The organism is Pedobacter faecalis (assembly GCF_030182585.1).
Classification (GTDB): domain Bacteria; phylum Bacteroidota; class Bacteroidia; order Sphingobacteriales; family Sphingobacteriaceae; genus Pedobacter; species Pedobacter faecalis.
This window is the reverse complement of the sequence record NZ_JARXOW010000002.1, coordinates 301,676-315,219: the sequence shown is the minus strand read 5'-3', so window position 1 is coordinate 315,219 and position 13,544 is coordinate 301,676. Positions and strand designations below refer to the sequence as shown.

General features: G+C 47.2%; 11 protein-coding genes. 8 read left to right on the top strand and 3 right to left on the bottom strand.

Annotated elements, in window-relative coordinates; genetic code table 11:
* The gene (locus QEP07_RS15050; RefSeq protein WP_285010964.1) at positions 1–906 is read left to right on the top strand and encodes a WD40 repeat domain-containing protein; all 906 of its coding nucleotides are present in this window, start codon (positions 1–3) and stop codon (positions 904–906) included.
* A gap of 6 nt (positions 907–912) precedes the next feature.
* Here QEP07_RS15050 and QEP07_RS15045 read toward each other — a convergent pair whose 3' ends face one another.
* Complete coding sequence (locus QEP07_RS15045; RefSeq protein ID WP_285010962.1) at positions 913–6,783, bottom strand: alpha-2-macroglobulin family protein; 5,871 nt, start codon at positions 6,781–6,783, stop codon at positions 913–915.
* A gap of 37 nt (positions 6,784–6,820) precedes the next feature.
* Entirely contained in the window at positions 6,821–7,612 is a 792-nt protein-coding gene (locus tag QEP07_RS15040; RefSeq protein ID WP_285010961.1) for a C40 family peptidase, read from the bottom strand.
* 79 nt (positions 7,613–7,691) lie between these two features.
* On the opposite strand from QEP07_RS15040, the gene QEP07_RS15035 reads away from it, so the two are divergent.
* Positions 7,692–8,150, top strand: a complete 459-nt coding sequence (locus QEP07_RS15035; RefSeq protein ID WP_285010959.1) for a universal stress protein — start codon at positions 7,692–7,694, stop codon at positions 8,148–8,150.
* Here QEP07_RS15035 and QEP07_RS15030 read toward each other — a convergent pair whose 3' ends face one another.
* Positions 8,151–8,501 carry a 4Fe-4S dicluster domain-containing protein gene (locus QEP07_RS15030; protein WP_256007392.1) on the bottom strand — a complete coding sequence of 117 codons (351 nt, stop codon included), beginning with the start codon at positions 8,499–8,501 and terminating at the stop codon, positions 8,151–8,153.
* Positions 8,502–8,576: 75 nt separating this feature from the next.
* On the opposite strand from QEP07_RS15030, the gene QEP07_RS15025 reads away from it, so the two are divergent.
* The 6 genes from QEP07_RS15025 (at position 8,577) to QEP07_RS15000 (ending at position 13,519) form a co-directional block, all read left to right on the top strand.
* Entirely contained in the window at positions 8,577–9,602 is a 1,026-nt protein-coding gene (locus QEP07_RS15025; RefSeq protein ID WP_285010957.1) for an acyl-CoA reductase, read from the top strand.
* 16 nt (positions 9,603–9,618) lie between these two features.
* Positions 9,619–9,822: a fructose-6-phosphate aldolase gene (locus QEP07_RS15020; protein WP_256007390.1), complete on the top strand. Its 204-nt coding sequence runs from the start codon at positions 9,619–9,621 to the stop codon at positions 9,820–9,822.
* A 1-nt stretch (position 9,823) separates the two neighbouring features.
* Complete coding sequence (locus QEP07_RS15015; protein ID WP_256007389.1) at positions 9,824–10,504, top strand: cell division ATP-binding protein FtsE; 681 nt, start codon at positions 9,824–9,826, stop codon at positions 10,502–10,504.
* A 104-nt stretch (positions 10,505–10,608) separates the two neighbouring features.
* Positions 10,609–11,187, top strand: a complete 579-nt coding sequence (locus QEP07_RS15010; RefSeq protein WP_285010955.1) for a nucleotide exchange factor GrpE — start codon at positions 10,609–10,611, stop codon at positions 11,185–11,187.
* A 3-nt stretch (positions 11,188–11,190) separates the two neighbouring features.
* Positions 11,191–12,351, top strand: coding sequence for a molecular chaperone DnaJ (dnaJ, locus tag QEP07_RS15005; protein ID WP_256007387.1), 1,161 nt, complete (start codon positions 11,191–11,193; stop codon positions 12,349–12,351).
* A gap of 76 nt (positions 12,352–12,427) precedes the next feature.
* A complete protein-coding gene (locus QEP07_RS15000) occupies positions 12,428–13,519 on the top strand; it encodes an AI-2E family transporter (protein WP_285010954.1) in 1,092 nt (363 codons plus the stop codon).
* The last annotated feature ends 25 nt before the right edge of the window (positions 13,520–13,544 follow it).

Sequence of the window (13,544 nt, the reverse complement as noted above, 5' to 3'; positions counted from 1 at the left end):
ATGCTAACCCACCATCATACCTTCGGCGGCCACCAGAACCCGGTATACACGCTGGCCGATGGTGTGGAAGCTGGTACGTTTTACAGCGCCGGTAACGACAAAGGTGTCGTAAAGTGGTCGCTCACCGAGCTGGCTTTCATTAAAGTACTGGTTCCGCTGCAAAGTTCGGTATATGCCATGTGCAGGCATGAGGATACGCTCTTCATCGCTCAAAAAAATGGGCTGATCCTGGTGTTGGATCTAGAGCAAGAAAAGATCATTGCGCGTCTGGCGCATCATCAGAAAGCAGTCTTTGATCTTCGGGTAATCCGTTCTAAAAACGAATTGCTGAGCACCGGTGAAGACGGCACGGTGGCGGTTTGGTCGATTAATGACTTTAGCCTGGTCTACGAGTTTAAGGTGCTTGACAATACCGTACGCGTGATTGCGCTGAGCAGAGATGAAAAGGAACTGGCGCTGGGCTGTAAAGACGGTGTGATCAGGGTATACAATTCTTTCGACTACGGACTTCAACAGGAGATAAAGGCGCATGAATATGCCATCACGGCCCTCTCATATGCCCCAGATGGAACTTACCTGATTTCGGGAAGCAGGGATGCCCGCTTAAAGATCTGGAGCCTTCCTGAGTATCGTGAGGTACAGACGGTCGCCGCACATATGTTCGCCGTATACAGTATTGTGTTTCATCCGGACCTTCCGGTATTTGCTACCTGCAGCCAGGATAAGAGCATTAAATTGTGGAGCGGTCAGGATTTCAGGCTTTACAAGATCTTAAGTCTGGAAAAGGACACAGAAGGCCACAAGCACTCTGTGAACAAGCTCCTGTGGACTCCGGATGGCAAATTTCTGATCTCAACGGGCGACGACCGGCAGGTGATGACCTGGGCGTTTACCGGTCGCCGCTAAACTTCTTTATTGAATACTCACTTTCTTCATGCCTTCCCTTCCGTAAAAGACAGGAAAGTACATCATCTCGGCCTTTGCTGGGTTGAGCGTGTAAACTCCGGAATACCTTGGCAGGAGTTGAATGTTAAAGGTGTATTTTCCCTGGCGAAGCTTTGTGCAGAAGATCGAGGTCTTATGCTTGAAATACTCCCGATGTGTTTCTGCACCCCAATAATTTTGGGGTTTGCTTTCATAAGAGCATCCGGCAGGAATGGGTACTTCGATCATGACATAATCGGCATCTGCACGTACCTCTACTTCTACCCTTAATGTAGTGGAAGTTCCGGCCTTGAGACTTTTCACCACTGTCCCCCCTTGCAGCATCGAGGTATTTACGGTAAAGTCTTTACTGCGCTTGTCGGGATCCGGATTATTGAACTGCTGGAAAGCCGTAAGGTAAACTGGTGTGGTTCCTTTATGGTCGACTGTTAGCTTGGACGCTTCGAACGTCTTCGTATAAGGGAACACATTCACTGTCTCTGTTTTATTCAGCACGATGGCCGGAGGTACAGGCTTTTGGCCGCCCATCATAAGGTCGGGCAGAATCGTTTCCAGAATGAGCGACGATTCATAGGTGTTGCGCCACTGCCCCTCTTTACGCTGCTCCAGAAAGTACCGGATGATGCGGTCGAGTTCTTGCGCGTAGCCATCCTGGCCTTTCAATATTCGGTAGGCCAGCAGGGTATTCTGTATGCTGTTGTCCCAGAAGGCATAATCTGAGCTGCCCCAGTAACTTGCACCGAACATGGTTTGCTTTTTGCGATTAAGGAGCCATTTGATATCTATATCGAGTCCGGCTTTCTGTTTAAGCAACATAAGCTCCAGGGCCTCCTGCAAAGGAATCGAGCGTTTGCTGACCTGCTTGTCGGCCCGCGATATAAATTCTGCTGTATAAGGCTTGTTGTCGAGCATCATCATGAGCTTCAGGATCTGAATCTGTTGGAAGATGGGCTTTGTTTCGATGGTATTCTGGAAATACGCATATAGCGCCATCCTGTCGAGCTGTATGGGGTAACCGGCTTTTTCTGCCATGAGCAATGCTTCAACGACATGGAGACTGATCCATATTTCTTCCTGGCTGTCTCTCCACCAGCCCCAGGTTCCCTGAGGCTTCTTGTTCTCATGAAGTTTTTTAAGCAGCATGCTGATGTTCGGATCTTCCCTAAACGTCTCGCCCAAATACTTGCGCACGGCTTTTTCGAGCAGCAATGCTTTCAGTTTGGAAGCCATCTGTTCGTTGCACAGATACTCATAATTGCGAAGTTTATCGATCTCGTCGAGCAGCACGGGAAAAACGGAGGCCTCTGCACGCAGGGTGATTTTACCCAGACCAGCGTCGAAAGTGTAGCTTACTGAGGTGTCACGGTTAAGCACATCAAAAACACCGCTGGTTTCCGTGGTTCCCTTAGGCAACAAAGGTATTTTCCTGAGTTCCCCGTCGAAGTATCCGTTTTCCTGCTGCATGCTGTACTCGAAACTGAGACTGTCGGCGGCAATAGGGTGACTGCGCTGCATTCCCATTTGCGCAACAATTTTGACGGTGTCGAGCCAGGCGTTTTTAAGATCCACATTTCCTTCCATTAACGGATTGCCGTTGTAGCTAAACCTGCGCTGAACCTGTTCAGTGAAGCTGTTGTAATTCATCAACTTACCTATCATGCTGAGGCTGTCACCTGAAACGGCAAAAGACGGTGATACGAGATTAGCGCTCAACGATTTAAAGGATTTGATGGTTTCTGTTGCCATTCCGCTCTGCTTCCTTCCATTAATCGCGATAACTTGCGCTGACCAACTGGTGATATCATCTGGGAAACGCACTTTGAAACGTGCAATACCCCTATCATCAGTTAGCAGCCTTGGTTGCCAAAAAGCATAGTCGGAGAACCTTGTACGAAGGGTCGGTTTCTGTGGCTCAAGGGTATTTGCCATCCCAGGAAGGCTAGCTCCAGGCACGGTGGTGATTAGAATAACGCCATTCTTACCCGCGCTACCGTAAATGGTCGTTGCTTCAGCACCTCTCAACACATTTAGCGTGGCAATGCTTTCTGCTGGTATGTCTTCAACCCGGCCCTGATAAGGAAGATTGTTGACTATAATGAGCGAGTTTCCCGGCAGCCCCGCGGGAGGCGGCGATACGACATTGAGTCCCCGGACACCCACAGATCCTTTAAGGCCAGGGGCCCCTATCTCAGCGCCTGATACGGTATAGGATGAGCCTGTTGTTTGCTCACGGGATCGCTTAGTGTAACCCCGGACGACAACCTCATTCATTCCATTCCTGACTTCTTTTAGCAGAATAACCATAGCGGAGTCGGCGCGTATAGGGAAATATTTTGTTAGATAACCCGTATGTGTAAATAAGAGGTGCCCTTTATTTGGCCCTTTCAGTGTAAAATATCCTGATTGATCGGCTTTAACGGATGCGCCTATACCAAAGAGCTGTACTCCTGCATCTGCTAACGGAAGTTTCGTATCTGCGTCGAGCACCCGGCCTTTAATGGTGTAGTTTACCGCTGAAGCGGGCAAGTCTTTCGCGTATAGCAGACCTAAGATACGCTGCTGTAATTCAACAGTACTATAACGATCTTCATAAAATGACGCGGTTTTAAATAGGGAATCGATAGCGCTGGTCAGTTCGTTTTGCGGAATAACCAGTTGGTTATTCCAAAGGCGATAGCTGGTTCCATGCCCGGGCACATCGATATCTTTTGCCTCAAAGAAGCTGTTGTCCTGGAAGATATACACAGCGTTGTAACGGCCGGCGGGTAAATGCATCACGTCATTTATATAGTTGCCAGGCACATTCTGAATAAAGTCAGGGTTACCCGGCTGGTAAATAAGCAGGTTTTTGACGTAAGGGCGCCCTTTTGTTACGGAAGAATCGAGATTCATCAGCAACCGTGCCGTTCTAGGTACATTTTCGAAACTGAATGTTTGGAAAAAAGGACTTACACAGCTACGCTGATTGAGCAGCTCGTTCCATATGCTATCTACATCACCTTTCCGCAACGGATATTGCTTATAGTCGGAAGCGAAAGCGGGAGCCGGGACTCTGTTTAGCTCCGGTTCGAAACCAAATGTGCTTCCGTACGACTTCTGTTTGATGAGTCCGGGTTTGAATGTATAGGTATACCCCCACTCTCGCGAAAAGGCATAACTGGAACTGTCTGACCGGATGTCCATGTTCAACCCCCGGTAAGGCCCCAGGAGCTTGTCGGGAGGTACTCCGGGCGACAATTGCGTATAATAGGAGGTCTCCATCCCATCGGCAGAAATGATGGTTTTCCGGCCCCTGAAGTTATCGTGTACGCGAACCATATATCGCATCAGTTCTGCGGCCTCATTGTCAGTTAGCGTATTTAGGCGGCTAACGACCCTCGCCTCTTGGTTTGTGGTGTCAGCTGAAAAACTGATAATGGTTTTCTTACCGGCTTTCAAGGTAACATTATCGTCGGCAATGGTGCGGTTGAGCGTACGGATTCTGATGCTATGTCTGCCTGGTTTTACACGGAACGCGTACCGCTGGAGCTGGTTGGTCTGGCTGAAAAACACCGGTATTTCGTCGATGTAAACAATATGCGCCGGCTGGATGGCTCCGTTTGCCACGGCGAATGGAGCTACTACCGCCATGCTGTCTGCATAGTCTTCTTCAATCAGGTACCTGTCTTTAGTGTTTACAAATCTGAAATACTGGGCAGTGTCCAACTGTAGTTGTTTACCCAGCTTTTCCCAGTCTAACGCGGCTTCCCCTTCGGCACCGAATAGCATAAGTGATTTCGTAGGCGGATAAGACTTCAAGGGCTTATCTGTATGAAAGCCTGGCAGGGCAGGTAAACTGTTAAATCCGAACTTGGTGGTATAGGCCAGGGCGGTCACATCTGTTTGCGGAACCGGCCTCCCCAGATAATCGGTAAGGTTAACCTGCATATTTACTTCCTGTCCGGGATATACCATGCGCGGGGCGTCGAGCTTAACATTGATCCGATCTTGATTAAATCCTGCTTCTGCCTGATCGGTATGCACCAAGCCCCCCCAAACATAACTGATATTAACGGTAGCAATTTTGTCGGACGGCAAACGCAGCGCGGTGTCTAAGCCACTACCATAACCACTGAACAAGACCGATTTGCCTGTATATGCTGTATACCAGAAGGGCACTTTATGCGGATTTGACACCGCGACCGTTAAGGAGTCTTTCGTTTGATTGGCCTCAAGGTTTATGGCAGGATACAGTTGTTGCAGGGATATCCGTGCAAGAGGTTCCGCGTAAGCGGAACTTTCAGTGCTCCGGATAACGTACTGCTCCACCTGTGGATTGAGCTTTATCTTTAGCGGAAGCTGCACAAGGACCGGTTCAGTTCCTTTGCGGTCGACATAGTCGGTGTAAAGCCGTACGGCTTGTCTGGTAACACAATCGTTTAGCAGGTATTCGATTAACAAACTGTCGTTGACAAGCCTGCCCTTGTATTGTGGGTCGGCAGCAACGTACCGAACATATTTTGACGCCTCACGCTTCTCGTTATTGCTGTTCAAGAATTGAAATTGGAGCTGAACGCTCAGGTTAGCCTTCGGAAATATGCTGTCTGGAATCACCAGTTTGGTTTCCCCAACGGGATCCATCGCAAGCTCGGTAGTCCACAAAGTATCCTTAATAAATAAATGGCTGGCTCCATACTTTTCGGCGTAACTGCTTAAGACCTGAATTTTAACCCGTCCATCGGGCACAGCCAGTTCATTTTCGTCGACGGCCTTTAGGTAAGCCACTACAGGGCTACCGGGACTATAAACGGATTTGTTTGTGCGTACGGAGAAATTTACTGACTTAAGTTCATAGTCTTCATAATAGAAAGCTCCGGAATATGCTTTAACCCATTTGCCTTTCACTTCTTCCCGGAGTACGATATGGTAGCGGTTGTCGAGACGAGGCTGCAGGCTGTCGGCCAGCACAAAACTATATTCATAAGCGCCATTGCGGTACGGCGCAATCATGCCGATTACCTTACCGGCTGGGGCTTTGCCATAGTATTCCTGGGTAAGCTCAGCCCGTAGCGGCTTGCCTTTAAGGTCTTTGCCTTTTCCACTCAGCAAATAAGCTTTAAATTTTACGGTATCTAATGGCTTGTATTTCGGTTTGTTAAAAACCATATATCCCTTATAGATATTGGTCTCCCCAACAGGTGTCGTCTTTTTAACTTTGGTTTTTGCTTGTGGCCGAGTCTTAACTGGCTTTTTCGGTACAGATGTTTGGCCAAGGAAGATATTCGTAAAACCCTCATACTGCACTTTGATAAGGTTTTTTTCCCGTGGCTTTCCGGCAGTAAAAGTTTTTGCCCGGGCATCGTATTTAACAGACCGCCCTTCCTTGAACTGAAGTTTTGAAGGATCAATCAGCCGTCCCACAAGGTCGGTGACGCCGAATTTTAAAAGATTGCCGTGGTTGATAAAGTTAAGCCGTAGATTGTGAACAGGCCAATAAACAAAGTCGAGGCCGTTCTTAGCAGCGCTTACAAGCAGGTAGTAGCCAGGCGGAAGATTTGGTTCGTAACTTTCAATATCTTCATAACGGATCGAATCGATCTTTGTATGCAGAAAACCGGGATTGATCAGGTCTCTGTCGTCCTCTTCCTCATCGTCGTCAAGGTCGTAAGTATATGATCCATGGCCATTTGAGAGATCCAGCAGGTTTGACCGCAAGGTTAGTTGCGTAGCTTCATCGGCGCTGAGCTGATAGATATAAGCGAATTTACTGTGGCTGGGGCTCTGCGAGAGTTTACGCTGAGCCAGGGCCCCCAACATTACGCCGGCGAGAAAAATGGTGAGGAAGAGTCGTTGTTTCATGATATTCGGCTTAGCGTTAAATACCGAATATAAGAATTTATAAGTATCTTTTAATGTCGCTGAGTTTGTGTGTGTATCGTCCTAACTCCAGATTATAGATACCCTCCTGATCAATCTGGTCTGTGCGAACCTTGCCCGAGGCATGAATGATGCGATTCTGGTCTAATAAGATACCGACGTGTATAACCCTACCTTCGTCATTGGTAAAGAAAGCGACGTCACTCGTCTGGGCTTCGCTGAGAGACGCCACCGCGGTTCCTTGTTCCGCCTGCTGCCAGGCATCTCTTTTCAATTGAATGCCGTTAAGTCTATATGCGATCTGTACCAGACCGGAACAGTCTATGCCAAAAAGATTTTTACCGCCCCAGAGATAAGAGGCGTTGAGGAAGAACTGTGCATCTTTGATAATATCTGAAGCTTCAGCAGGTGTGCCGTCTTCCTGAAGTATTTTTGGTTGAAACATTACCTGAAACTTCTGATCACCCAGGTAACAGCAACCGCTATCGTACAGGGGGAGACTGCTGCCGGGCGATAGGTGATATAGGCTTCCATCTTCTGCCTGAATGGTGTTTTGAAGGGAGGCAGGCGCCAGGTAGCGGCTGTTGTGATTGGCCAGGTACTGTTCCAGGGTAATCTTGCTGAATTGTTTGAAGTCTGACCATCCGATGTATTCGTCGGCTGCATTACGTACCTGCCACCACTTTTCGGCTTGCTGCAGGATTTCGACATGGTCGCCAAACAATAGCTGTGTGCTGATCTCAGCCTTATCGGACGGCTCGGTGCGAAGCGGCGCTACCGCAACGCGACATATTGCAAAGTGCTGTTCCATATGATTAACAAGTGGTTAAAATTAAACTTTTGAAGCTTAGAAATGTTATATTTATGCTGAAAATTAATCTGGAAGCGCGATGAATATTAAAAAAATACTGATTGCTGTGGATAACAGCACTTGTTCTGAAAAGGCTGCAAGGGTGGGCTATGAAACTGCCAAAACTTTTGGTGCGGAAGTAGCACTTGTAAATATCATTGAACCCGTGCCGGCTAATGTAAATCCGGACCTGACACTTGCGCCGGTATTTCTGGAGACCTATGACAACAGTGAAGAGAATAGCCATCTGCTGCTTAAGGAAATAGAAAACAAGTATGGCCAGGGCGTACCGACAACCTATTTAAGTGTGATTGATACTGCTGCGCACGGTATTATTCAGCAGTCGGATGAATATGGTTCTGACCTGATCGTTATTGGAACTTACGGACGTACCGGATTATACCATTTCCTCATGGGCAGCGTTGCAGAGCACGTTGCACGTAAATCTGCGTGCCCTGTCCTGATCGTTCCAAACAAATACGAGGATAAAGAGGATTAGTTACCCTTCCTGGTGTAACCAGGCTTTTTTGGCAAGAAGTTCTTCTTCGGTTTCACGGATATCTTCGTCATCAACACAGCAGTCTACCGGACATACGGCTGCGCATTGAGGCTCATCATGGAAACCTTTGCATTCTGTACACTTGTCTGATACGATGTAATATACTTCATCAGATCCGGCTTCCTGTGGCGCTTCTGCATCTACCTGTGTATCACCAAAGTCGATTATGCCGCTCAGATTGGTACCATCAGAAAACCTCCAGGCTGTACCTGCATCATAAATCGCATTGTTGGGGCATTCCGGCTCACAAGCCCCGCAGTTAATACACTCGTCTGTTATTTTAATAGCCATTGTTCTTCTATATCTATTGCTAAGCTTACCTTTGCAGTGCAAATATAACACTTAAACTTTAATTTTGTTGAGACTATGCCAATCCTGAACGCTGAAAGGTTAATTATTGCATTTAAAAAACTTGGGGCGTTTATGCTACAGCCGGATGCGGGTTTTGAGACATTAATCGCCTCTGTGAAGCACGTGAACAATTGGTTTACTGAGGACGAGGTCAGGCGCTCCCTACAATCGCTTTCTGACATGCTGAACGAGACCGACCTGCACCACTGGCTTGAGAGCATCAGCATCGGCGAAACACCAAAGCGGGTGGGGCTGATTTTAGCAGGCAACATTCCCCTTGTAGGCTTTCATGATGTGTTATGTGTACTGGCTACCGGAAATACTGCACTCATCAAGTTGTCTTCTTCGGACGACAAATTGCTGCCGGCCCTGCTCTCTGAACTGACCCGCATTGAGCCTTTGCTTGCGGAACGCATCTTATTTACGGAGCGGCTTAAGGACTTTGATGCCGTAATTGCCACGGGAAGTAATAACAGTGCGAGATATTTTGAATATTACTTCAGCCGCGTGCCGCATATCATCAGAAAGAACCGCAATAGCGTAGCGGTGCTTACCGGAGATGAGACGGAAGAGCAAATCGCCGCTTTGGGACACGACATATTTGACTATTTTGGTTTGGGCTGCCGCAATGTTTCGAAAATATACATTCCATCGGACTATGATGTGAGCCATTTCTTTATACCATTGGAGGGCTTTGCCAGCATTGCCGATCACAACAAATACAAAAACAATTACGATTATAATAAGTCGGTATATCTGGTGAACCAGGTTCAGCATCTGGATAATGGATTTTTGCTGCTGAAAGAAGACGAGGCTTTCTCCTCACCGCTAAGCGTGCTGTATTTTGAGCGCTACAACGATCTTGATGTTCTAAGAAATAAATTGAATGAACAGGCTGATAACCTGCAATGCGTGGTGACCCATGCGCCGATGGAGCTCGAAGCGGGCGTGGCTGGGTTTGGACAGAGCCAGCGCCCAAAGCTTTGGGACTATGCAGATAATATAAATACCATTGAATTTTTAAGCACGCTGGATAAATAATGCTATTTTTGAACGGATGTATGTGATTAAAGTAAAAGGTATAGCGAAGATTCCTGATTATGTGCAATTAAGAGATGACAAGTTTACCTTGCTGGCATATTTCAGGGTCGACAGGCCTGACAAGTCTTTAGACAAACTTGGCTTGGGCGATAAGTTGCAGTATATAATGCGTGTAGTACATGATCTCCCGTTCGGGCAGATTGTTAAAATAGATATCTAAAATGGGGAACACAGTTATAAATCTGAGGAAAGTAGATGTATTCCAGCAAAAGCACCTGGTTCTATCTAATGTAAACTTAAGTATTGACAAGGGCGAGTTTGTATTTCTGATCGGACAAACGGGTTCGGGAAAAAGTAGTTTGCTTAAAATTATTTACGGCGACCTTCACATAGGAAATGGCGATGGTTTGGTAGCAGGATTCGACTTGAAGAATCTTGCCATTAAGGATGTGCCGTATCTGCGCCGGAAGCTGGGCATTGTATTTCAGGATTTTCAGTTGCTGACCGACCGCACCATAGAAAAGAATCTGGAATTTGTACTGAAAGCGACGGGCTGGAAGGATAAGGCGCTCATAGACGAGCGTATTAAAGACGTCTTGGAAAAGGTAGGCCTACGGTCAAAAATCCGGAAAATGCCGCATGAGATTTCCGGAGGGGAACAGCAGCGTGTGGTTATTGCCAGGGCTTTGCTTAACAATCCGGAAATTATTCTGGCGGACGAGCCTACGGGAAACCTTGATCCAGATACTTCTGAGGAGATTGTTCTTTTGTTAAAGCAGATCAGTCAGAGTGGTACTGCGGTGATCATGGCCACCCATGATTATCACATTATACGTACCATGCCTTCGCGTATCATTAAGTGTGAGGGCGGCCTGGTGCATGAGGACGCTGAACTTGCGTGACAAAATGACTGACATGTTTCCATTGGCAAAACTTTTGAACTTCACTGGGAAAATGCGACGATAATATGTTTGGTAAGAAGAATAAAAATAATAACGACGATTCGATGACGGAAAGCAATAGAGAGGAACAGCAAGTGGGTACGGAGCAGTTGGGTGAAGAAACTATAACGTCTGACATTCAGACAGAGCAATCTGAAGGACAGACAGAGCAGCAGACTGACGGGGATGCCCTTTCTGCAGAGGAAAAACTGAAACAGGAAAACGCTGCGCTTAATGATAAATATTTACGCTTGTTCGCTGAGTTCGATAATTTTAAACGTCGTACTCAAAAGGAGCGTATTGAACTTCTTCAAACAGCAGGTAAGGATGTGATTATTTCTTTGCTTCCGGTGCTGGACGATTTTGACCGGGCAAATAAGGCCATGGAAACAGCCGCTGACATCAGTTCGATCCGGGAAGGCCTGGCCCTTGTACACACGAAGTTGAAAAGTGTGCTTGGACAGAAAGGTTTGAAGGAAATGGTTAGCATCAACGAGACCTTTGATACGGATAATCATGAGGCCATAACTAAAATACCTGCCCCTAACGAAGAAATGAAAGGCAAGGTTATAGATGAGCTGGAGAAGGGGTATACTTTAAACGATAAGGTTATCCGCTTTGCAAAAGTTGTAGTGGGTAGTTAAGATATGAGCAAGAGAGATTATTATGATGTACTTGGTGTTGGCAGGAGTGCATCGGCTGATGAAATAAAAAAAGCTTATCGCAAACTGGCGATAAAATATCATCCGGATAAAAATCCGGGGGATAAGGTGGCTGAGGATAACTTCAAGGAGGCTGCTGAGGCCTACGAGGTGCTTAGCAATCCTGAAAAGAAGCAGCGTTATGACCAGTTTGGCCATGCCGGTGTAGGCGGTGCCGCAGGCGGAGGATACGGCGGCGGTGGCATGAACATGGAAGATATTTTCAGCCAGTTCGGCGATATTTTTGGTGGTGGGGGAAGTCCGTTTGAAAGTTTCTTTGGCGGTGGTCAGCAATCGCGCGGTGGCAGAAGAGTTGCAAAAGGCAGCAATCTACGCATTAAAGTTAAGCTGACCCTCGAAGAGGTGGCCAATGGCACAGAAAAAAAGATTAAGGTAAACAAACAGGTTAGCTGTAAAACCTGTGATGGCACCGGAGCAAAAGACCGCTCTTCTGTAAGCACCTGTAAAACCTGCGGCGGAAGCGGGGCGGTGCGGAGGGTGACCAATACCATACTGGGTCAAATGCAGACAACATCTACCTGCCCTACATGCAACGGTAGCGGTCAGCAAATTACGGCAAAATGTACTTCTTGCCACGGCGACGGAACGGTTAGAGGCGAAGAAACGATCTCTATTAACATTCCTGCCGGTGTTAGCGACGGTATGCAATTAAGCATGAGCGGAAAAGGTAATGCTGCGCCTCAGGGTGGCATACCTGGGGATCTGATCATCCTGATTGAGGAAATACCGCATGAGTTTCTGAAGCGTGAAGGAAATAATATTGTGTATGATCTTCACCTGTCGATTGTTGATGCAGCGTTAGGTGCCAGTGTTGAAGTGCCTACCATTGACGGAAAAGCTAAAATCAAGATTGAACCTGGGACACAGAGTGGTAAACTGCTCCGCTTGAAAGGCAAGGGTATTCCTGAGGTAAACTCTTACCATCGCGGCGATGAAATCATTCATGTCAATATCTGGACGCCGAAGGCCTTGAATTCTGAGGAGCGGGCGATTTTAGAGCGCTTGCGAGATTCACCAAACTTTAAGCCACAGCCCGGCAAGAACGATAAGAGTTTCTTCGAAAAAATGAAGGAATACTTCGAATAATGAATCAGGCCGCTTAACAGCGGCCTTTTTTTATACAAACTTTCCGCCTACAGTGGTTGTTTTCATTTAAAACTACATGGAAAAACTTCAGCGGGGTGTATACGTATTAGCTTTCTTATTCCTGACTTTCGCAGGACTCTACTTTGCTGCCGAATTTCTGATTCCCGTTGCGCTTGCAGCTGTATTCTCTATGCTTTTTATCCGATTTTGCACGTGGCTGGAAAGCAAAGGCATGGGAAGAGGGCTAGCTTCTTTTTGGTGCATTTTGCTATTCGTATTGGCTATTGCATTAGTAGCGGGACTGCTTGCCTGGCAACTGAACGGCCTGGCCGAGAATATTGACGCGATGAAAGAGCGGGTCACACAGATGTTCTCAAAGCTGCAGGGATGGGTACAGGAGCAGGTAGGTATAAGCCGGAATGAACAAAAGGATATGCTCAAGCAGCAGGCAAAAGGTTCAGGAGGATCTGCAGGCGGCGTGATGGCCGGGTTTGCGAGTACAGTAATGGGTATACTTGTAAATACGGTACTAGTATTGGTCTACATGTTCCTTTTCCTGTTATACCGCTCTCACATTAAGAAGTTTATTGTGAAGCTGGTACCTGGCGAGGACAGAACAAAAGCCGATGGAGTGGTGCATAAGGCCGGCAAAGTGGCTCAACAGTATTTGAGTGGGTTGGGTGCTATGATTGCGGTTCTTTGGGTGATGTACGGCATTGGTTTTAGCGTTGTTGGTGTGGAAAGCGCTATATTTTTCGCGGTTTTGTGTGGTATACTCGAAATTGTCCCGTTTGTAGGAAATTTAACAGGCACATCTGTTACTCTCCTTGCGGTGATTGCCCAGGGCGGTGACTCGAAGATGATACTCGGAGTTGTCATTGTTTATGTCCTGGTACAGTTTATCCAGACCTATATTCTGGAACCACTGATTGTGGGCGAGCAGGTAAACATCAACCCATTGTTTACGATACTGGTCATTGTACTGGGTGAAACTCTTTGGGGCATTCCAGGAATGATCCTGGCCATTCCGCTGCTCGGAATCGTCAAGATCGTATGCGACCATGTACCCGACCTTAAGCCCTATGGGTTTTTGATTGGCACCCAGACGGAAAGAAAGAAGAAAACCGGAATCATCGACAGGGTCAAGTCTGCTTTCGGTAAGAGCTAGAGCGGTGGTCTTGAAACCATGAACT

Bases quoted from the DNA above. Each gene is read 5' to 3' on its own strand.
- QEP07_RS15050 (WP_285010964.1), top strand. From the start codon at position 1: ATGCTAACCCACCATCATACCTTCGGCGGCCACCAGAACCCGGTATAC.
- QEP07_RS15045 (WP_285010962.1), bottom strand. From the start codon at position 6,783: ATGAAACAACGACTCTTCCTCACCATTTTTCTCGCCGGCGTAATGTTG.
- QEP07_RS15040 (WP_285010961.1), bottom strand. From the start codon at position 7,612: ATGGAACAGCACTTTGCAATATGTCGCGTTGCGGTAGCGCCGCTTCGC.
- QEP07_RS15035 (WP_285010959.1), top strand. From the start codon at position 7,692: ATGAATATTAAAAAAATACTGATTGCTGTGGATAACAGCACTTGTTCT.
- QEP07_RS15030 (WP_256007392.1), bottom strand. From the start codon at position 8,501: ATGGCTATTAAAATAACAGACGAGTGTATTAACTGCGGGGCTTGTGAG.
- QEP07_RS15025 (WP_285010957.1), top strand. From the start codon at position 8,577: ATGCCAATCCTGAACGCTGAAAGGTTAATTATTGCATTTAAAAAACTT.
- QEP07_RS15020 (WP_256007390.1), top strand. From the start codon at position 9,619: ATGTATGTGATTAAAGTAAAAGGTATAGCGAAGATTCCTGATTATGTG.
- QEP07_RS15015 (WP_256007389.1), top strand. From the start codon at position 9,824: ATGGGGAACACAGTTATAAATCTGAGGAAAGTAGATGTATTCCAGCAA.
- QEP07_RS15010 (WP_285010955.1), top strand. From the start codon at position 10,609: ATGACGGAAAGCAATAGAGAGGAACAGCAAGTGGGTACGGAGCAGTTG.
- dnaJ (WP_256007387.1), top strand. From the start codon at position 11,191: ATGAGCAAGAGAGATTATTATGATGTACTTGGTGTTGGCAGGAGTGCA.
- QEP07_RS15000 (WP_285010954.1), top strand. From the start codon at position 12,428: ATGGAAAAACTTCAGCGGGGTGTATACGTATTAGCTTTCTTATTCCTG.